We start from the raw sequence: 17632 nt of genomic DNA, 5'->3' as shown, positions 1-17632 counted from the left end.
TATTGGGCGCCTATCCGCCGAAGACCAAAGCGCGCAGTTCGATGCTCTGCCGCGGCGGTGCAGACACATCCACCCTGGGATCGGCAAAGGCCGTATGGGGGGAAAAGCGCGTGACGCCGCTTTCGTCACTGTCATAGCATTTCAACAGCAGTACTTCGTCCGGCTGCATCTGCGACAGATAGTACCAGCGCTGCGCCGGATCATGGGTCACCGAATAGGTTTCTCCGGCGCGGTCGCGATAGAGCAGGTCAGTGGCGACCAGATTGCCGGGTTTGAGGCTGGAGCCATCGGCCATGGCAAGCGGATGATCGATCACCGGGCCGCGGATCGGCCGCCACAGGTTGATGACGCGGACACGGCCTTGCAGCAAAGCCTCCGCTTCTTCCGGCAGATGGCGATAGACCCGATCGCGGCCTGATTGGATGGTCTGATCGACATGAACCCGGGCCACTGGCTGGCGCGCGCCTTCACGATCGACCGCCGTCGTATCCCGCCTGCGGATGGTGTGATCGAAAATGAAGACGCGGTGCGCGCCCAGGGTATGGCGCAGCAATGCGTCCGACTCTGGATAATAGAGCGCGCGGATCTGCGCATCGTCGATGAAGGCGGTTTCCTGGCTGGTGTGGCGGATCGTCGCGAAACCGTGCTGGTCCAGCGAGAACTCCGCCTCACGCCCGCGGATATCCTGGATCAGAACCGTATGGGCCTCATTCTCAAAGTTCTGGCGGGGGACGCCCGGCGGCGGGTCATAGTTATAGGTCTGGGGTTTTGCGTTGATTGGCTTGAGAAAGTTCAGGGAGGCCGGAACAGGACCTGCAAACTGATCCTGCGTCAGGACGGCAACACCATCGGGCATGGGACTCTCCTATCGCGGTAGCGCGGGGACACGCCGCAATAATAGCCTGTTAAAAAAGTGATATACATTATAAAACCGTACGAATATGCATAACAGGCCTATGCACGACACAACCCGGTGAAGCGATGGGCGACCCCGCGGTAATGCGAAGGAGGCAGAGAGACGTGAGATGACGGTTGTGATTGGCATCTCCTGCTGCCGGAAGCATTTCGATGGCGAGGACGACCTCGCGCATGCGGCCTCCGACACGTATGTGCGTGCCGTGACCGATTTCATCGGCGGCATTCCCGTGCTGATCCCGGCGCGCGGCGGTGCCGAGGATATCGAACGGCTGCTGCTGGTTCTGGACGGGCTGATCCTGACCGGCAGTCCGTCCAATGTGGGGCCGGGGCATTACGGTGGCCCGCCGCATCCGCCCGAAACGCCGGAGGATTGCGAGCGTGATGGCATGACCTTGCCCCTGATCCGTGCCGCGACCCAGGCTGGATTGCCGCTGCTAGGCATCTGCCGCGGCCTGCAGGAGCTGAACGTGGCGCTTGGGGGCAGCCTGCACCAGAAGTTGCAGGAGCTGCCGCGCCGGCTGGACCATTGGAACGATCTGGGGCCACTGGATGAGCTGCGCGACGCCAAGGCCCATTCCGTCTATCCCGTGCCCGGCGGCTGGCTGCATGGCGTGACCGGCGGCCATGACCTTACCGTCAACTCCTACCACAATCAGGGCATCGACCGGCTGGCAGCGGGGATGCGGGTGGAGGGCTATGCGCCCGACGGCACGGTAGAGGCGGTCAGTCTCGCGGGCGACAGTTTTGCGGTCGGCCTGCAATGGCACCCGGAATACGATATGGAGGTCAACGCCCAATCTCGCCGGATTTTCGAGGTTTTTGGCGATGTCGTGCGGGAAAAACGGGCAGCGGTGCCAAGGCGGCCTAGATTTAGCGAACGAACTTCGTACATCTGGCAAGGAGACTTGGACAACCGGACGAATGTCCTATAATAGTGTCGATCGCTTATAAATAAACGTTTATTGTTCGTGAAAACGGGGTCGCATGACGTATGAATTCGCCAGCCTCCTCGTTGCCGGCGGACTCGATACGCTGACCTTCTGGAGCCTGTCTTTCATGATCGCGGCGGGTTTGACCGTCGTCTTCGGCATGCTCGGTTTCCTCAACGCTGCCCATACCGCTTTCTACATGCTGGCGGGCTATGCGGCCTATGCCATTGCCGGGCTCACTGGCAGCTTCTGGCTGGCATTGCTGGCGGGTCCCGTGATTGTGGCACTTCTGGGTGTCGTGATCGAGCGGCTGCTATTTACGCGCCTGTACCGGGCGAGCCATGCGGCCCAGCTGCTGCTGACCATCGGCCTTGCCTATGTGATTGCGGAGGGCGCGAAACTCATTTGGGGTGATAGCGCTTTCACCGTTGCGCCGCCACCGATCCTGAGTGGCCGTTTCACGCTGCTGGGTGCGACGCTGCCGGTGTATCACCTGTTCATCATCGCCGTGGCCGCGGTGCTTCTCGCCGCCATTTCCGCGCTGCTCCTCGGGACCCGGTTGGGCATGGTGGTGCGTGCCGCCGCCGTCCATCCCGACATGGTGGGTGCGCTCGGCTTCAAGGTGCGCAATATCTACACACTGGTCTTCGCCGTGGGCATCTATCTGGCAGCCTGTGCGGGGGTTGTGGTGGCACCCTTGGCGGGCGTTTATCCTGGGATGGCGGATGACGCGCTTGTGCAGTCCTTCATCATCGTGGTCGCGGGCGGCCTGGGCAGCCTGCCCGGCGCCTTCATCGTCGCCGGCCTGATGGGTGTGGTGCAGGGTTTCGGCAGCGTCTTCTTTTCAAGCTATGCCATCTTTTTCCCCTTTATCGTGCTCGGTGGCGTGCTGCTGGTGCGGCCCCATGGGCTTTTCGGCAGCCGTACCGCCTGACCATGTCGCAGACCCTTCTCGCGCGGACATCCCGTATGGATCGGGGGCCTGACCGATCCGTCACGCGTATGGCGGAAGCGGTGCTGACCGTTGTGCTGCTGGGCACACTGATCCTGGCCCCGGTCCTGTTCAGCCGGTCGGTCGTCAACGATCTGGGCCAGGCCGTCTGCCTGGGTCTTTTCGCCATTAGCTTCAACCTGCTGTTCAAATATTCGGGTCTGCTGTCCTTCGGTCATGCGGCGTTCTTTGGCTGTGCCGCCTATCTGGAGGCCGTGCTGCTGCAGAGTTTTCCAGGCCTGCCGCTGCCGCTTCTGGTAATCGGCGCAGGACTGTCCAGCGCTCTGCTCGGACTGGTGCTCGGGGCTGTCTGCGTGCGCCGGAGCGGCGCCTACTTCTCCATGATGACACTCGCCATCGGCGCATTTTTCTATTCCCTCGCCTTCAAGTGGCACAGCGTGACCGGCGGGACGGATGGACTGGACAGTTTCATGCCGCAAAATCTGCTGCTGCTGCCGCATTGGAGCCTCACCAATCCCGGCAGCGCGCAGACCTATTGGCTTTTGATGGCGATCCTGGTGCCGGTCGCGCTGGCCGCCTGGGCCCTGCTGGAGCACACGCCCTGGGGCAATGCCGTGGTGGCGGTGCGGTCCAACGAGAAGCGGGCGGCCTTTCTGGGCTATGACACCCATGCGGTGAAACTCGCGAATTTCGTCCTTGCCGCCGTGCTCGCCGGTGTGGCGGGCGCATTATGGGCGATCGACAACAGCTTCGTCTCGACCGACAGCATTGACCTGTCCTTCTCGACGACGGTGATCATCATTACCTTCATCGGGGGCAGCGGCTGGTTCTGGGGACCGATGATAGGCAGCGTTGTCTATATCGCGGCCAGCGACTGGCTATCGGCGCTGACGCCGCATTGGCAGATTTTCCTCGGCCTCGCCTTTGTCGGCATCGTGCTGCTGGCGCCGCGCGGCCTGGCCGGTTTGGGGCAGGTGATATGGCAGCGCGCCTTGCGTGAAAGGCCGCGCGATGTCTGACCTGCCGGTTCTTCATCTGTCGCATATTTCAAAAAGCTTCGGCAGCGGCCCCGTGCTGCAGGATGTCAACATCACCTTGCGGCCGGGTGAGCGCCGAGGGCTGATTGGCCCGAACGGTGCCGGCAAGACGACGCTGATCAATATCCTGACCGGTGGTCTGGCGCCCGATGCCGGTGACGTCTTCTTCCAAGGACGACGCATCAACGGGCTTGCTCCGCATCGGCGCAATCGGCTTGGCATCGGCCGTTCGTTTCAGATCCTTAGCCTGTTCGGGGAGATGACGGTGCGGGAGAATATCCGCAACGCATTGCTGCGCCATCGCGGTCTGCATGTCCGTCCCTGGCGTCTGGGCGCACAGGGACGCGAACTGGAGACGGAGATTGTCGCAGCCGCCGAGCTGGTTGATCTGGCAGGTGTGCTGCAGGCACGCGTCGATACGCTGCCTTATGGCATGCAGCGGCGGCTGGATATCGCGCTGGTTCTGGTCCAGGCGCCGACCTTGATCGTGCTGGATGAGCCGGCGGCCGGCCTTTCCGCCGCTGAGACGCGCGATCTGATCGATCTGCTGCAGGCGCGGATCGGCGACTGTGCGCTGCTCCTGGTCGAGCACGACATGGACGTGGTCTATTCCTTGTCCGACCGCATCACCGTGCTGGATTACGGCCGCGTGCTGACGGAGGGGACGCCCGCCGAAATCAGTGCCGACGCTGCCGTGCGCCGCGTCTATCTGGGTGAGGAAGCAGCATGAGCTTGCTGGATGTCAGCGGGCTGCAGGCGCGCTACGGCCGCAGCCAGGTTTTGCATGATGTCTCGTTGGACGTCGGGCCGGGGGAGATTGTCTGCCTGCTGGGCCGCAACGGCGTTGGCAAGTCCACGACGCTGAAATGCCTGATGGGCCTGCTCGCACCCCATGCTGGCGACATTCGCCTGGATGGCCGGCCGATCACGGGATTCGCACCGCATGCCGTGGCCCGCGCGGGGCTGGGCTATGTGCCCGAAGAAAGGCTGGTCTTTCCCAACCTCACAGTGCTCGAAAATCTGAGCATGGGCGTCTGGCGCAGTGGCCAGAGAGCCGCGATTGCGACAGCGACCGAGCAGGTTTTGACCATCTTTCCCCGGCTGCGCGACCGGCTGCAGGCGCGCGGGGGCACCTTGTCGGGCGGGGAACAGCAGATGCTGGCAATCGGCCGGGCGCTGATGGGACAGCCGCGACTGCTGTTGGTGGATGAGCCGACCGAAGGCCTGGCCCCCGTCATCGTGCGCGCTCTGGAAACCGCCCTCATGCAACTGGCTGGTTCGGGCATGGCAGTGCTGGTTGTGGAGTCGAAGCTCGCGGTCGCACGCCGGATCGCGGCCAATATCTACGTGATGGCCAAGGGCCGCACGGTCTTTCACGGTTCTCCGGCGGCACTTGCCGCCGATGAGGCGATCTGCCGGGAACACCTGCAGGTCTAGACCATCAACTGTCACCCCAACACATGACATAGGATGCGCCATGCGAGGATTACCCCTGTTCCGATCGATGCTGATGGCCGCCACCGCGGTGTTCGGACTTGCCCATGCGGCACCGGTCCGCGCCGCGGACGCGACGCCGATCGTCTTTGTCGCCGCCATCATTGAATCCGGGCCGTTCAAGGTGACGGATAACCAGAACCTGGCCGGTGTGCGTTATGCAGTTGACCAGATCAACAAAAGCGGCGGCGTGAATGGCCATCCGATCAAGCTTGAAGTGATCGACACCGAGCTGAATGCGGCGGCGACGCGGCGCAAGGTGACGGATGCCATTCTGAATGACAATGCAAAGGTGATCATCGGCGCCTCGGGCTCCGATATCGTCAACGCCCTGGTTTCGGTCGGACAGAAGAACCACGTGCCGGTCTTCGCCTTTGCCGGTGAGGCCGATGAGATGACGGGGGCGCATTTTCAGCCGGCGCTGTTCCGCTTCGCGTCCAATACCAGCATGCATGCGTCCGCCATCGTCTATGCGATGAAGCATTTCTATCCCGATGTGAAGAAAGTCTTCCTGCTGAATGAGGATTATGCCTTCGGCCACCAGTCCGAGACGGGGTTCAAGGCAGCCTTGAAGACGATCGCGCCAGGCGTGGAAGTGGCCGCCAGCGTGTTTCATCCGCGCGGGCTTGCCGACTTCTCACCCTATCTGCAGCAGATCCAGGCTTCGGGCGCGGATTTCGTGCTGACGGCGGATTGGGGCGCCGATCTCGTCAAACTGCTGACCCAGGCGCAAAGCTTTGGGCTGAAGCCGCGCATCGGGGGCACCTTTGTGGCTGACCCCGAAATTCTGAAGGGTATCGGCACGGCCGGCATCGGCGATATCGGCGCCGACGTCTACGAGCCGACCATCGATACGCCCGCAAACAAGACCTTCGTCGCGGACTGGCATGCGAGCCACGCGACGACCGATGTGCCCTGGCCGACAGCCTCGGTCGGCAAGGCCTTCATCACGACCGAGCTTGCGGCCGCCATTATCACCAAGGCCGGGTCGACGGATTTCGATAGCGTGATCAAAGCAGGCGAAGGCTTCACCTATGAGTCGGTGGCCGGTCCGCTGGTCATCCGCGCCTGTGACCATCAGGTGCAGATTGGGCAGGCGACCGGACAGGTGGTGCCGACCACCAATAATCCGTACCCCTTCCCCTTCATCGGCACGGCCTTCACGGCACCGTTGAGCGCGATCGCCGTGGCGCCGCAGAATACCGGCAATCCGCGCTGCACGAGCACGGCCACGAACTAAGTCCTGCCAAAGGCCGCCGCGTCTCCCCTGCGGAAGCGCGGCGTGCCATCTATGTCAGCGGTGGCTGAGGCGAAGGGCCAGCCGGTCGCCCAGCCATTGAATGGCGCAGACCAGTATGATCAGGACGATGACCACGGCGATCATGACATTCGTCTCAAACCGCTGATAGCCGTAGCGGATGGCGAGATCGCCCAAGCCGCCGGCGCCGATGGCCCCGGCCATGGCGGAGGCGCCGATCAGCGTGACCAGAGTGACCGTGAAGCCCGACATCAGGCCGGGAAGGGCTTCCGGCACCAGGACATGGCGGATGATCGTCCAACGGCTGCCACCCATGCCGCGCACGGCATCGATCAGGCCGCGGTCCACCTCACGCAGCGAGACTTCGGCGATGCGCGCGTAGTACGGAATGCAGGCGATGGAGAGCGGGATGATCGCAGCCTCGGTGCCCAGTGACGTGCCTGCGATCAATCGTGTGACAGGGATGAGAATGATCAGCAGGATGATGAAGGGCACGGAGCGCACGGCATTGACGATCCAACTGGCGCTATGGCTCAGCGCCGGAATGGGCCGGATGCCCTGACGGTCGGTCGTGACCAGCAGGATCGCGAGCGGAAGGCCAAGGACGAAGGAGATGGCGCCCGCGGCGAAGGTCATCTCCAGCGTCTGCAGCAGGGATAGCCACAGAAGATCAAGCAGAATTTGCCACATAGCCCAGATGTTCCGTGGATTGCACGCGGGAGAGAAGGAAGGCGACGATATCCGGCAGGGCGGTATCCGCGCCCCCATCGAGCGCCACGAACAGCGTGCCGACGGCCACACCGCGCACATCGTCTATGCCGCCATGCAGCAGGCGGGGCCTGACGCCGAAGACCTCTGCCAGATCGGAGAGAAACGGCGCGCGTGCGGCGTCGCCCGCAACATCGATGCGAAACAGCGGGGCGGAGCCGGGCGAGGCGACCGGGCGCAGCGTCGCCGCCAGATGATCCGGCAATTCCGGGCGGAAGCCCCGCAGCATGCTGCGCGTGACCTCGCTTTGCGGCGCGGCGAAAATCTCCGCGACCGAGCCCGATTCAGCGATGCGCCCGTGATCCAGCACGATGACCTGGCGCGCGAGTGAGCGGATGACACTCATCTCATGCGTGATGAGGATGATGGTAACGCCAAGCCGCTGATTGATATCCTCGAGCAGGGCCAGGATGGAGGCCGTCGTCTCCGGGTCGAGCGCGGAGGTCGCTTCGTCACAGAGCAGCAAGGCGGGAGACGCGGCAAGGGCGCGGGCGATGCCTACGCGCTGCTTCTGGCCGCCGGAAAGCTGGCTGGGATAGCGCCGTGCCTGCGTGCTCAAGCCCACGAGATCAAGCAACTCGGCCACCCGCTGGTCACGCCTGGGCTTGGGCCAGCCGGCGATGAGCAGGGGCAAAGCCACATTCTCTGCCGCGGTCTTGGCGGAGAGCAGATTGAAATGCTGGAAAATCATCCCGATCCGCTGACGCAGCTTTTGCAAGCCATGCTCGGAAAGCGTCGTGATATCCGTGCCTTCGACAATGATCGAGCCTGCATCGACGCTTTCGAGACCGCTCAGGCAGCGGATCAGCGTCGATTTGCCGGCGCCCGAGCGGCCGATAATGCCGAGGATATCACCCGCGTGGAGTGAGAAGCTGATGTCGTCCAGGGCCTGATGCGTGCCCAGCCGACGCGAGATGCCGCGGGCATTGAGGATGAGCGGCGCCGCTTCCGCGGTCCGCTCATCCCGGTGTAGTTCTGCTTGCAGCATCAACTTATGCGCCAGCATAGCCAGCGGTTACCACGCCGGGAGCGTGGCGCCGTGATAGACCTTGAGGATCTCGGCCGCGACATTAGGCTGCTGGTAGCTGGCGACCAGTTGCTGCACCCAGGGCTTGTTGGCGTCATCCGTGTTCACCGCGATGAAGTTGCGATAGGGGTTACCCTGCACGGCTTCCTGGGCGATCCGCTCCTGCGGGATCTTGATGCCGGCCTTGATGGCCCAATCCGTATTGACGACGGCCGCGTCCAGATCGCCGATCGAGCGGCCGACGATGCCCGCGTCGAGTTCCTTGATCTGGATATGCTTCGGATTGTCCGCAATGTCGAGGGCCGTCGGCAGCAGGCCCACATCGGCGCGCAGCTTGATGATCCCCTGCGCCTGTAGCAACCGGAGCGCCCGGCCTTCATTGCTCGGGTCGTTCGGCACGCCGATGACGGCGCCATTGGGCAGCGCGTTCACGGAGGTGTATTTGCGCGAATAGAGGCCGATCGGCTGCACATAGGTATAGCCGACGGGCACGATCTTGTAGCCGCGCGCCTGGATCTGGGCATCAAGATAAGGCTTGTGCTGGAAGGAATTGGCGTCGAGATCATGCTCAGCCAGGGCCTCGTTCGGCTGGGTATAGTCCTCGAAGGTCGTGATCTTGATGGTGAGCCCGTATTTCTGCGCATTGGCCGAGACTATGCGCCAGACATCCTCATCCTCACCCGACATGATGCCGATCCGTAGGGTTTGGTCCGCCGCCTTGGCCGGCCGCGCAGGCAGCAGGCCGGCAGTGGTGAGGGCCATTGCACCCAGCCCAAGGAGCAGGAAGCGGCGGGTATTTGCTGGTGTCATAGTGAAATTCCAAATCAACGTTCACTTATGGCGTAATTCTATCCTTGATCATGGAATAGGCGTCAAGTGCGAAAAAATCAGGCATCCTGCCCACCATTCCGGTCATGAGCCTGGGCTACCCGGCCTCAGAGGCATGGACAAGCCCGGGGCGAGGGGTTTTTCTGGCATAATAGAGGAGCTTGGAAGGCTATGCCTGAGACCGTCCACCCGGAGGATGCTGCGCGGGCCGCGCATCTGCTCTCGGCGCAAGACAAGGCGCTGACACTGTTTGACGCCATCGCGCGTGAGCTGGTTCGGCCGGGCATCTCCGAAACTGCGCTCAGCGAAGAGATTTATCGTCTTGCCGCAGCGTGCTTTGGGGTGACCAGTCACTGGCATAGACGCGTCGTGCGCAGCGGTCCGCATACGTTGCTGCCCTATGCGGAAAACCCGCCCGACCGGCTGATTGCGCCGGATGATAGTCTGTTCGTCGATCTCGGCCCGGTTTTCGAGGCCTGGGAGGCCGATTTCGGCAGGACATTCGTGCTGGGTGACGATCCCAGGAAGCGTGCCTTGCGCGACGCGCTGGAGCCGGTCTTCCTGAGCGTCCAGGCGGAATTCGAGGCGTCGGAGGCGATGACGGCCGAGGCCCTGTATGACTGTGCCTGCCGTGCCGCCGCGCGCGCCGGGTGGGAGTTCGGCGGCACGATTGCCGGGCATCTGGTGGGCGACTTTCCGCATGAGATGATTCCCGGTGAGCGGATCGGCTCATACATCATGAAGGGCAGCCAGACTCTGCTGCAGGCGCGCGATTCCGCCGGACGGCGCCTGCATTGGATACTGGAGATCCATCTGGTTGACCGCGCGCGCGAGATTGGGGGGTTTTACGAGCAGCTGCTGACACTGCGGTAGGCTATGTCTCCGGGCAACATTGTTCGCCCGGAGATATGTTTGCTGAATCAGGCAGCCTGCGATTGCCGTGTCATCAGATCAGCGACACCCTGGGCGGTGGCCGCCGACAGCGTCCAGCCGAGATGGCCGTGGCCGGTGTTGTAGAAAACCCGCGGATCGCGGCCCTGGCCGACATGGGGCAGCATATTGGGCCGCATCGGCCGCAGCCCGGCCCAGGGAATCGCCTGCCGCGTGCTCATGCCCGGGAAATGGGCGCGGCACCAGGAGAGCAGTGGGTCGATGCGGGCGGCGCGGATATCCTTGTTCTCACCATTGAATTCCGCCGTGCCCGCGACACGGAAGCGGCTGCGGCCAAGGCGGCTGGTGACGATTTTGGCGCGGTCATCCAGCAGGCTGACCCAGGGGGCTCGCGCCTGGTCCTCAGCGGTAGATAGATCAACGGTGATAGAATAGCCCTTGACAGGATAGATGTTGACGCGGTCCCCCAGCATAGCGGCGAGCCGGCGCGAGCGGACGCCGCCGCATATGACGATGCGGTCAAACTGTGCCGTTTCCTCTTCTGCCTGATCCTTGGGCATGTCCGCGTCGATGGAGCGAACCCCGATTCCAGCCGAGCCGGCACTGACGGAGGTCACGTCCCGGCCAAAGCGCAGATCGGCGCCCTGGCGCTGACAGGCGGCGGCCAGGCCAAAGGTGAATTTATGGATGTCGCCGGTGAAATCCGACGGCGTGTACCAGCCCCCGTAGATGTTGCCGTGCAAGGCCGGTTCGATGGTCTGGATGTCGGAGGGTGTCACGGCCCTGCGTTCCAGCCCGCCGCGGGCCAGGAGAGCGGAGACGCGGCCCGCCGCGTCAAACTCGGCTTTCGTGGCGTAGAAATGGAGAATGCCGCGCTGCTCGCAATCGAAGTCGATGCCCTCGGCCTCGGCCATGCCGATGAGGTGACGGCGCGCTTCAATGGCCAGCCGCACGGTCGCGACCGTATTCTCCTCGTAGCGCGGAATGGCGGCGACGAACTCGGCCATCCAGGAGAGCTTGTGCCAGGAGGGGGAGGGGTTAAGCAGCAGGGGCGCGCCCGGCGTGAACATCCATTTGATGCCCTTGAGCACGGTGGCCCAGCTATTCCAGACCTCCGCATTAGACGCGGAAAGCTGACCGCCATTGGCGAAGGACGTTTCCATCGCGGCATAGGGAAGCCGGTCAAAGACCGTGACCGCATGACCAAGACGCAGCAAAGTATAGGCGGTGGTGATTCCGGTAACGCCGGCGCCGATGACGGCGACGCGCGACCCCGCGGGCGCATAGGACTGATGGGTAGACATAAGGGCTCCGTGCCGCAGATGCGGCCTTTGCCCCCTCTGTCATTGGCCTGAGAGTATCGCTTCATCCAGTCACTGGAATGAAAGCTTACACCGTCGGCGTGGGCTGACGCCCACTTTTCAGAGTCGAAACCAGCAGCGGTCCTGTTTACCTGAGAGTTTCCGGGGCGGTTGCTCCTTCGGTGCCACCCCCTGAAGGATGGGCTCTTCCGCTAGCGGCTTTATCGGCACCCTGAGCGTCGGGGTCAAGCATGATGCGTGCGGGTGAGGCGCTTCATCGCCTGCCGGGCCAGTGCCGCAAGGGCCCAGGTCCGGCAGGAGGACGACGATTTAGGCTGCGGTGGGCAGAGTCGCCATGTCGATCACGAAGCGGTAGCGCACATCGGCCCGCTCCATCCGCTCGAACGCCTCATTGATTTCATCCATGCGGATTATCTCGCATTCCGGCAGGATGCCTTTCTTGGCACAAAAATCGAGCAACTCCTGCGTTTCGGCGATGCCGCCGATGGGCGAACCCGCGACGCGGCGGCGGCCCATGAGCAGGGGCACGGTATTGGTGGCCTGGATCGGCCCCACGACGCCGACGATAACGAGCGTCGAATCGACGTCGAGCAGCGGCAGATAGGGCGTCAGATCATGATCGACCGGCACCGTGTCGATGATCACCTGGAAGCGATTGGCGGCGGCCGCCATGGCATCCGGGTCGCTGGAGATCAGGAAGTGGTCGGCACCCAATGCGCGGGCATCGGCCTCCTTATCCGCAGAGCGGCTGATGACCGTGACGTCTGCACCGAGGCCCACGGCAAGCTTCACCGCCATATGGCCGAGACCGCCAAGGCCGATAACGCCCACGTTGCTGCCGGGCCCCACATTCCAGGTGCGGAGCGGCGAATAGGTGGTGATGCCGGCGCAAAGCAGCGGGGCCGCACGAGACAGATCCAGGCTCTCCGGCACGCGGAGAACGAACTCCTCCCGCACCACGACATGCTTGGAATAGCCGCCATGGGTCGGCGTGCCGTCGACCCGGTCCCGATCATTATAGGTCTGGGTGACACTGGCGCGGCACAGCTGCTCCTCGCCGCGCCGGCACTGGTCGCAGCTCATGCAGCTGTCGACGATACAGCCGACGGCCACGGCATCGCCGATCTTGAAGCGCGTGACCGCGGAGCCGACGCCAGTGACGCGGCCGACGATCTCATGGCCGGGGACCATGGGATAGCTGCTCCAGCCCCAGTCATTGCGAGCCTGATGCAGGTCGGAATGGCAGACGCCGCTGTAGAGAATTTCCATGGCGACATCGTTCGCGCGGGGCTCGCGGCGATCGAAGCTGAAGGGTTCCAGGGGTGTGTCGCAGCTCAGCGCCGCGTAACCAGATGTCTTCATGATGTCCTCGAGAAAATATCAGGACGCGACGGCATCCTGAAACGCTTTGCGCATAACCGGGTCGCGGGATGCGCGACCGGCTGGCCAGCGTGGTGGGAAAAAGGGGTGGCTATCGGGCGGTGCCTTGGTCAGCCATGGCGGGATGTCTGGCCGCCAGCATCTCAGGGGACCGGCCGCACAACGCATGTATGGCATGTCCTTGCCGCGCGTATAACCACCATAATGCGCATAAGTGATGTTCGATCGTTATGAAATGGACGAAACCTGCGGGCGCCCCATGCGGCGGGCTGAGAGTTACCGGCTCATTCCCTGCGAAGGGGTTGATGGCGCAATAGTGCGTGGGCTATTGCCGGGTCGATCCTCTGACGATCAATTTGCCCCGGATCACCTTGCGAACGACCTGCGTCTGGTGATTGCCAAGACGCTCTAGCAGAAGATCGACAGCCGTGTGCGCCATCTCCGCCAGAGGCTGGGCATAGGTGGTGAGATCGACGCCGGCAATCCGGCTGACCGCGGAATCATCGAAGCCGACGATCGAGATGTCCTGGCCGACGATCAGGCCAAATTCCCGCCGCGCGACATCCATGGCGGCGACCGCCATATGGTCATTGGCGCAGAAAAGTGCGTCTGGGCGTGCGCTATGGCTCAGGATTTCGCGCGCGGCGTGCCGGGCGGTCTCGGTATCATACTGCCCGCTGAGGCGGATCGCGACCCGGTGGCCGGAGTCGCGCAAACGCCGGGTAAAGCCGGTCTCGCGCTCCTCACTGGTGGACGCGCCATCGATCCCTGCCATGAAGGCAAAGCGCTGGTGCCCGCCTGCGAGCAGGAAGTCCGCAATCTTGCGGCCGCCCGCCAGATTGTCCCCGACCACGGCACAGGCGGTCCGCTTGGCCGAGCGGTTCACCAGCACGAGCGGGACGCCGATCTTGGCGCATTCATCGGCGAACCGCGAAGAACTGCGGCTGGCCAGGAGCAGGCAGCCGTCCGGCCGGTAGCGCAGAATATCCTCGACCAAGGGGTCGGCATCGATGAAAGCATCACTGCCGAAAAGGAGTATGCGAAATCCGTGGTTCGCGAGCCCTTTCGCTATGGCCTGCAGCAGTTCAGCGTTGAAGCCGTTCTCCAGACGCGTGACGCCGACCGCGATGATATTGGTCTGGCTCTTGCTGAGCGACCGCGCGACGAGATTGGGACGGTAGCCCAGGATTTGGGCGGCTGCGGAGACTTTTGCCCGCATCGTCGGAGAGACGCTGGCGCCGGGCGTGAAGGTGCGCGAGACCGCTGACCGCGATACGCCGGCATGACTTGCAACATCATCGATCGTCACGGCTTTCAGCATGGCGCTCCGAAGCTCCGATCTTGTGATGGTTGGGGTGCGGGCGAATGCCCCAGCCGATGGGACGGCGGCGATTGCCAGGATGGATAGGATCGGGACCCCAGATTGCCTGGTAGGTGTCGATGCAACGCCCTCCGGTCTGAAGGCGTGCAAAGCCCACGAGAAACAAAAGCCACCAGAGCGAGATGACGAGCACCATCCAGCGTGGGGCATTGACCATCCATAGACCCAGATAGGTTTCGGCGGTCGCCAGCCAGATCACTATCCAGCCGAGATTCTTGTGAACATATTCAAAGAGGATTCTGCGGGGTGACATATCATAATGGTCGCCACGGAGAGTTGTGTGCGTCGGGCCGCCTTTTGTGCCGCGGACAAGGCCGGACGCGATCTGCAGACATAACAGCGCCACGATGCTGAAGCCGGTGACAGTATGGATTGTCTGGATCGTGGTGTACGCGATACCATTCACATAGGCGATGAGCAAAGCGAGAAGCGTCAGCGGCGCGCCAAGCGAGACGAGAGAGCGATGGCAATGCCACCACAATTTGTGATCCCGCTGCCGCGGCCAATCCTGCCGCGGCAAGACCTTGAAAAAGCGCGCGATCAGAGCTGCTAAGGGGAAGCAGATGGTCCATGCGCCGACCATCAGCCGCGCATGCCAATAGACCCAGGGCAGGGGGGTGACATGGGGGCGCCCCGTAATGCCCCATGTCATCCATGACAGCAGGCTCCAGAAATGGGTCAATCGTGCTTGGCCTTTGCGCAGGATCGCTTCATGCGCGGATGGGTTTTTGTTATTTTTCTGCCCTGAGACGTGTGATACCGCAGCATCACGCGCCGTCAGGCAAAACCATAGACACCGAATGCAACCGGTTGCAAATGGATTTTTCTGGGCATAGAGTGCCTACCGGCGGCGCCACCAATTGGCGGCAGCCGGCACAATAAAAGCCGATAAGGCAACAAAACGGGGAAGGGCGGCGCCATGAAATTTCTGGTGACAACGGCGACACTTGTCGGTGCTTTGAGCGTTGGGATCGGGCCGGCCATGGCCGATACGGCCAGTCAAAGGATCGCTCTTTCCAACAATTACGCCGGCAATTCCTGGCGTCAGGCCATGCTGCAGAGCTGGGCGAAGGTAGGAAGTGCGGCCGTCGCCAATCACACGGTGGCAGCGGCCGATGCCTTCACCACGGCCGACAAGGAAGTGCCGACCCAGGCGGCTCAGCTGCAGAACCTCATTCTGCAAGGCTATAACGCCATTGTTATCGATGCAGCATCGCCCGAAGCGCTGAATGGTGCTGTGAAGGCTGCCTGCGACGCCGGCATTACCGTTGTATCCTTCGACGGCACCGTGAGCGCGCCCTGCGCCTATCGCGTGGGTATCGATTACGCCGGTATGGGTCGGGCGCAGGTCGACTACTTGGCAAAGCGCCTGCCCCAAGGCGGCAACCTGCTCGAAATTCGTGGTCTTGCCGGCACCTCCATCGACGGTTTGATCCATCAGGGCATCGTGGACGGCGTGAAGGCGCATCCGCAGTTTAAGATCGTCAGCTCGGTCACCGGCGACTGGGACGAAGCGACTGCCCAGAAGGCGGTGGCGACCGTGCTGCCGTCTCTGCCGCCGATTGCCGCAGTCGTCGATCAGGGCGGTGACGGCTATGGCGCCGCCCAGGCTTTTGCTGCCGTCGGTCGCCCGGTACCCATCATCATCATGGGCAACCGCCAGGATGAGCTGGCCTGGTGGAAGAAGCAGCATGCGGCCAACGGCTATGAGACCTGGTCCGCCTCGATCGCCCCGGGTGGTGTGACGCTCGGCTTCTGGGTGGCGCAGCAGATCCTCGCCGGCAAGAAGGTGCCCCATGACATTACCTTCCCGGCCCTCACGGTCGATCAGGCCCATCTTGACGCAGCACTCGCCGCCGCACCGGTTGGTGGCGTCTACAACGCCGAATACAGCCAGGACGATGCGATCAAGGCGATCGCCGCGAGCGCCAAGAACTAGCCTATTACTCGTCTAGGCGGAGTGGCCGAGGGATGACCGATCGACAAGTGCCGATCATTGCGCTGACCGAGGTCACCAAGCGCTTCGGCGCCGTGCAAGCTTTGCGCGGCGTCGATCTCACGATCGTGGCCGGCGAGGCTGTGGGCCTCGTCGGTCATAACGGTGCGGGTAAATCGACGCTGATGCATGTGCTGGCCGGAGCCATCGCCCCGAGTGAGGGGCGCCTGGCCGTGACGGGCCTTGAGGACGGGGCACGCTATTCCCTCGCGGCCGCGCAGCGCCTGGGCATCCGCTGCGTCTTTCAGGAATTGTCGCTCTGCCCCAACCTGACCATTGCCGAGAATGCCCGCATCATGCATCCGAGCATAAGCGGGCCGGGCTGGCGGGGCCGCGCAGGACAGCTGATCCGCGCACAATTGGACACCATCTTTCCGGGCCATGGTCTGCGGCCCGACATGCTGGTGGCGGACCTCTCCATCAGCCGCCGGCAGATGGTGGAAATTGCCCGTGCCTTCAGCGCTTCCGAGACGCCGCCGCGCATCGTCATTCTGGATGAGCCCACCTCCTCGCTGGACGCGGCGACGGCCGAGCAGCTGCTGGCTTTCACCCGGCGTTTCGTGGCCAGCGGCGGCAGCGTCATTCTGATTTCCCATATCCTGGGAGAAATCCTGCAGAGTTGCGACCGCATTGTGGTGATGCGCGACGGCCGCGTGGTGGCGGCCGATACCGCCGCGTCCTTCGACCGGCACCGGCTGGTGGAGACGATGGGCGGTGCCCGGCCGCTGGATGGCGACGCGGCGCCCGAGGCACGGCCGGAGGAACGCGAGTCGCGGCCGCTGATGGTGCAGGCGCGGCCCCGCGTGCAGACGGGTGGCCTGGTGTTGCGCGCGCATCAGGGTGAGATTGTCGGCCTTGCCGGCTTCTCCGGCCATGGCCAGACCGAGCTGCTGCTGGAGGTGCTGGAAGCCGCGGCACGCCCTGCGGCGCGCGTCAGTGCCATGGCGGGCGTCGCTCTCGTCGCCGGGGACCGGCAGGTGGATGGTGTCTTTCCCCTTTGGTCGATCGCCGAGAATATCACCGTCCGTTCGCTCAGCCGGCTGCGCCAGGGATTGCTGCTGTCGCCGGTCAAGGAGGACGCCATGGCCGAGGATTGGCGCGGCCGCATCGGCATCCGCACCAATGATCTCGACAATTCCATCCTGTCGCTGTCGGGTGGCAATCAGCAGAAGGCGCTGTTCGCCCGCGCTCTCGGCTCTGATGCGCGCATTCTCGTCATGGATGATCCGATGCGTGGCGTCGATATTGGCACCAAGCTTGATGTCTATGATCTTATTAGGCGTGAGGCTGAAAGTGGCCGCACTTTCCTGTGGTACACGACCGAGTTGGAGGAGCTGCGCCACTGCGACCATGTCTATGTCTTCCGGCATGGCCGGATCGTGGCGGAACTGGAGCGTGCCGCATTGACCGAGCAAAATCTGATCCATGCGTCCTTCCAGGATGTCGCCTAA

The 17632-nt window shown here is 63.2% G+C and carries 17 protein-coding genes and 2 riboswitches; of the genes, 9 read left to right on the top strand and 8 right to left on the bottom strand.

Features of this window, described 5'->3' with window-relative positions:
• Positions 1-10 precede the first annotated feature (10 nt).
• The gene (locus tag AC3G7M_RS19010; protein WP_489216855.1) at positions 11-856 is read right to left on the bottom strand and encodes a CmcJ/NvfI family oxidoreductase; all 846 of its coding nucleotides are present in this window, start codon (positions 854-856) and stop codon (positions 11-13) included.
• Between the two features lie 169 nt (positions 857-1025).
• On the opposite strand from AC3G7M_RS19010, the gene AC3G7M_RS19005 reads away from it, so the two are divergent.
• The 6 genes from AC3G7M_RS19005 to AC3G7M_RS18980 are packed head-to-tail and all read left to right on the top strand — an operon-like array spanning position 1026 to position 6570.
• On the top strand, positions 1026-1850 hold the full coding sequence (locus AC3G7M_RS19005) for a gamma-glutamyl-gamma-aminobutyrate hydrolase family protein (protein ID WP_489216853.1): 825 nt from the start codon (positions 1026-1028) through the stop codon (positions 1848-1850).
• A gap of 52 nt (positions 1851-1902) precedes the next feature.
• On the top strand, positions 1903-2781 hold the full coding sequence (locus tag AC3G7M_RS19000; protein ID WP_489216851.1) for a branched-chain amino acid ABC transporter permease: 879 nt from the start codon (positions 1903-1905) through the stop codon (positions 2779-2781).
• Between the two features lie 2 nt (positions 2782-2783).
• Positions 2784-3818 carry a branched-chain amino acid ABC transporter permease gene (locus AC3G7M_RS18995; protein WP_489216849.1) on the top strand — a complete coding sequence of 345 codons (1035 nt, stop codon included), beginning with the start codon at positions 2784-2786 and terminating at the stop codon, positions 3816-3818.
• Positions 3811-4566: an ABC transporter ATP-binding protein gene (locus AC3G7M_RS18990; RefSeq protein ID WP_489216847.1), complete on the top strand. Its 756-nt coding sequence runs from the start codon at positions 3811-3813 to the stop codon at positions 4564-4566. Before AC3G7M_RS18995 ends, AC3G7M_RS18990 begins: the two co-directional genes overlap by 8 nt.
• On the top strand, positions 4563-5273 hold the full coding sequence (locus AC3G7M_RS18985; protein WP_489216845.1) for an ABC transporter ATP-binding protein: 711 nt from the start codon (positions 4563-4565) through the stop codon (positions 5271-5273). Before AC3G7M_RS18990 ends, AC3G7M_RS18985 begins: the two co-directional genes overlap by 4 nt.
• Positions 5274-5313: 40 nt before the next feature.
• Positions 5314-6570, top strand: coding sequence for an ABC transporter substrate-binding protein (locus AC3G7M_RS18980; RefSeq protein WP_489216843.1), 1257 nt, complete (start codon positions 5314-5316; stop codon positions 6568-6570).
• A gap of 54 nt (positions 6571-6624) precedes the next feature.
• Here AC3G7M_RS18980 and AC3G7M_RS18975 read toward each other — a convergent pair whose 3' ends face one another.
• The 3 genes from AC3G7M_RS18975 to AC3G7M_RS18965 are packed head-to-tail and all read right to left on the bottom strand — an operon-like array spanning position 6625 to position 9145.
• Positions 6625-7278, bottom strand: a complete 654-nt coding sequence (locus tag AC3G7M_RS18975; protein WP_489216841.1) for a methionine ABC transporter permease — start codon at positions 7276-7278, stop codon at positions 6625-6627.
• On the bottom strand, positions 7259-8344 hold the full coding sequence (locus AC3G7M_RS18970) for a methionine ABC transporter ATP-binding protein (protein ID WP_489216839.1): 1086 nt from the start codon (positions 8342-8344) through the stop codon (positions 7259-7261). Before AC3G7M_RS18970 ends, AC3G7M_RS18975 begins: the two co-directional genes overlap by 20 nt.
• Before the next feature lie 27 nt (positions 8345-8371).
• Positions 8372-9145: a MetQ/NlpA family ABC transporter substrate-binding protein gene (locus AC3G7M_RS18965; protein WP_489217118.1), complete on the bottom strand. Its 774-nt coding sequence runs from the start codon at positions 9143-9145 to the stop codon at positions 8372-8374.
• 237 nt (positions 9146-9382) lie between these two features.
• On the opposite strand from AC3G7M_RS18965, the gene AC3G7M_RS18960 reads away from it, so the two are divergent.
• Positions 9383-10084, top strand: coding sequence for a M24 family metallopeptidase (locus AC3G7M_RS18960; protein WP_489216838.1), 702 nt, complete (start codon positions 9383-9385; stop codon positions 10082-10084).
• Positions 10085-10131: 47 nt separating this feature from the next.
• Here AC3G7M_RS18960 and AC3G7M_RS18955 read toward each other — a convergent pair whose 3' ends face one another.
• From AC3G7M_RS18955 to AC3G7M_RS18940, 4 genes are all read right to left on the bottom strand, one after another.
• On the bottom strand, positions 10132-11406 hold the full coding sequence (locus AC3G7M_RS18955; protein WP_489216836.1) for a D-amino acid dehydrogenase: 1275 nt from the start codon (positions 11404-11406) through the stop codon (positions 10132-10134).
• Between the two features lie 26 nt (positions 11407-11432).
• Positions 11433-11532, bottom strand: a riboswitch (glycine riboswitch).
• Positions 11533-11625: riboswitch (glycine riboswitch) on the bottom strand. It abuts the riboswitch before it with no gap.
• A gap of 108 nt (positions 11626-11733) precedes the next feature.
• The gene (locus AC3G7M_RS18950) at positions 11734-12786 is read right to left on the bottom strand and encodes an NAD(P)-dependent alcohol dehydrogenase (protein WP_489216834.1); all 1053 of its coding nucleotides are present in this window, start codon (positions 12784-12786) and stop codon (positions 11734-11736) included.
• A gap of 343 nt (positions 12787-13129) precedes the next feature.
• Positions 13130-14125, bottom strand: a complete 996-nt coding sequence (locus tag AC3G7M_RS18945; RefSeq protein WP_489216833.1) for a LacI family DNA-binding transcriptional regulator — start codon at positions 14123-14125, stop codon at positions 13130-13132.
• The gene (locus tag AC3G7M_RS18940; RefSeq protein WP_489216831.1) at positions 14100-14867 is read right to left on the bottom strand and encodes a cytochrome b561 domain-containing protein; all 768 of its coding nucleotides are present in this window, start codon (positions 14865-14867) and stop codon (positions 14100-14102) included. The genes AC3G7M_RS18945 and AC3G7M_RS18940 overlap by 26 nt, the downstream gene beginning before the upstream one ends.
• Positions 14868-15104: 237 nt before the next feature.
• Here AC3G7M_RS18940 and AC3G7M_RS18935 point away from each other — a divergent pair, with 237 nt between their 5' ends.
• Positions 15105-16124 (top strand): substrate-binding domain-containing protein, encoded by a 1020-nt coding sequence (locus AC3G7M_RS18935; RefSeq protein WP_489216829.1) that lies wholly within the window; start codon positions 15105-15107, stop codon positions 16122-16124.
• Positions 16125-16156: 32 nt separating this feature from the next.
• Positions 16157-17632 (top strand): sugar ABC transporter ATP-binding protein, encoded by a 1476-nt coding sequence (locus tag AC3G7M_RS18930; protein ID WP_489216827.1) that lies wholly within the window; start codon positions 16157-16159, stop codon positions 17630-17632.

It is taken from the genome of Acidisoma sibiricum, from assembly GCF_057837225.1.
The sequence above is the reverse complement of the archived record's forward strand: the minus strand, read 5'-3'. Positions and strand labels throughout refer to the sequence as shown.

What these genes read in the sequence shown, in the direction of transcription:
- AC3G7M_RS19010 (WP_489216855.1), bottom strand. Translation starts at nt 856, where the DNA reads ATGCCCGATGGTGTTGCCGTCCTGACGCAGGATCAGTTTGCAGGTCCT.
- AC3G7M_RS19005 (WP_489216853.1), top strand. Translation starts at nt 1,026, where the DNA reads ATGACGGTTGTGATTGGCATCTCCTGCTGCCGGAAGCATTTCGATGGC.
- AC3G7M_RS19000 (WP_489216851.1), top strand. Translation starts at nt 1,903, where the DNA reads ATGACGTATGAATTCGCCAGCCTCCTCGTTGCCGGCGGACTCGATACG.
- AC3G7M_RS18995 (WP_489216849.1), top strand. Translation starts at nt 2,784, where the DNA reads ATGTCGCAGACCCTTCTCGCGCGGACATCCCGTATGGATCGGGGGCCT.
- AC3G7M_RS18990 (WP_489216847.1), top strand. Translation starts at nt 3,811, where the DNA reads ATGTCTGACCTGCCGGTTCTTCATCTGTCGCATATTTCAAAAAGCTTC.
- AC3G7M_RS18985 (WP_489216845.1), top strand. Translation starts at nt 4,563, where the DNA reads ATGAGCTTGCTGGATGTCAGCGGGCTGCAGGCGCGCTACGGCCGCAGC.
- AC3G7M_RS18980 (WP_489216843.1), top strand. Translation starts at nt 5,314, where the DNA reads ATGCGAGGATTACCCCTGTTCCGATCGATGCTGATGGCCGCCACCGCG.
- AC3G7M_RS18975 (WP_489216841.1), bottom strand. Translation starts at nt 7,278, where the DNA reads ATGTGGCAAATTCTGCTTGATCTTCTGTGGCTATCCCTGCTGCAGACG.
- AC3G7M_RS18970 (WP_489216839.1), bottom strand. Translation starts at nt 8,344, where the DNA reads ATGCTGCAAGCAGAACTACACCGGGATGAGCGGACCGCGGAAGCGGCG.
- AC3G7M_RS18965 (WP_489217118.1), bottom strand. Translation starts at nt 9,145, where the DNA reads ATGGCCCTCACCACTGCCGGCCTGCTGCCTGCGCGGCCGGCCAAGGCG.
- AC3G7M_RS18960 (WP_489216838.1), top strand. Translation starts at nt 9,383, where the DNA reads ATGCCTGAGACCGTCCACCCGGAGGATGCTGCGCGGGCCGCGCATCTG.
- AC3G7M_RS18955 (WP_489216836.1), bottom strand. Translation starts at nt 11,406, where the DNA reads ATGTCTACCCATCAGTCCTATGCGCCCGCGGGGTCGCGCGTCGCCGTC.
- AC3G7M_RS18950 (WP_489216834.1), bottom strand. Translation starts at nt 12,786, where the DNA reads ATGAAGACATCTGGTTACGCGGCGCTGAGCTGCGACACACCCCTGGAA.
- AC3G7M_RS18945 (WP_489216833.1), bottom strand. Translation starts at nt 14,125, where the DNA reads ATGCTGAAAGCCGTGACGATCGATGATGTTGCAAGTCATGCCGGCGTA.
- AC3G7M_RS18935 (WP_489216829.1), top strand. Translation starts at nt 15,105, where the DNA reads ATGAAATTTCTGGTGACAACGGCGACACTTGTCGGTGCTTTGAGCGTT.
- AC3G7M_RS18930 (WP_489216827.1), top strand. Translation starts at nt 16,157, where the DNA reads ATGACCGATCGACAAGTGCCGATCATTGCGCTGACCGAGGTCACCAAG.